We start from the raw sequence: 992 nt of genomic DNA on the forward strand, positions 1-992 counted from the left end.
CTCGGCAATAGCGGCGTACAACCCTGATATCGCTCCCGTCGATAGGCGCGGGCATTTTGCAGGATGCGGGCCATCGGAACGGACGTTCACCAAACGTCCACGCATCATTCAGGCCGGAGGAACCAGAGTCGTTGTGCAGGGGGTTGTAAGCGAATCCAGCGTCAGCGCGAGTCGTCCGATCAGCCGGTTGCTGTAGTCCCGATTCGGATGCACGAAGTCGAGTAGATCTACAGTGCCGTAGAACGGCACTGACCCCCAGTCGGCAAAGGCTACGTTCGCATTCGTAGCAACTGCTTGAATGACCGCATCGTAGAAGTCCCGACGCCAGAGTTTCTGGGGTGAAAGTACTCCACCCAAAGCTTGGTGAGAATAGCCTGTCAACACGGGGATCCGCCCCTCTTCCCGCACCTTCTGGACTATGGCCACGTAATCGTACATCACCGTGTTGATGTTCTCCCCTTCCCACGCGTCGATCACACCGTTTTCGATGATTACGAAGTGCGCTGTGCGGGTTAGGAGCGGAAAGTAAGTCGCCAGGGCATGAAGCGACATGCCGCCAAGCGAATGATCGGCAACGACCCGCAGATTGGGCCTGATGCGCTGCAGCGTCGCGGCGGGAGTTTCATCGGAGCCGTTGGAGGCCATGATCGAGTCGCCATAGACTTCGACTGTGCACAACGATGCATCTTGAGCGACGACCCGTCCCCCGTACCCGAAAAGAAGTCCTGCGAGCATCCCTGCCGCAAGAACACGAAGCGCAGGTCGAGTCATGGATTCATCTCCTCGGCTTCGCAATTGCATGGGCCGGCCTTCGAGACATTTCAAATGCCAGTTTCGATTTAGATGAGCTCACGATCGCAGGCCAACACGCCTACATCCACCGCCTGGCACCCTAGTCCGCCCATACGGTCGAGTCAAGACCTTTAAAAGTTGCTTACGAAGCCGCAGCATCCTTGGGAAGACTCGGACCTGCGCCGGGAGGTGCATCAGAG

The 992-nt window shown here is 57.7% G+C and carries 1 protein-coding gene; it reads right to left on the reverse strand.

Features of this window, described 5'->3' with window-relative positions; genetic code table 11:
* Positions 1-108 precede the first annotated feature (108 nt).
* On the reverse strand, positions 109-771 hold the full coding sequence (locus AC1DY5_RS56960) for an SGNH/GDSL hydrolase family protein (RefSeq protein WP_478122928.1): 663 nt from the start codon (positions 769-771) through the stop codon (positions 109-111).
* Positions 772-992: the final 221 nt, after the last annotated feature.

The sequence above is a fragment of the Variovorax sp. P4_D9 genome, from assembly GCF_056401695.1.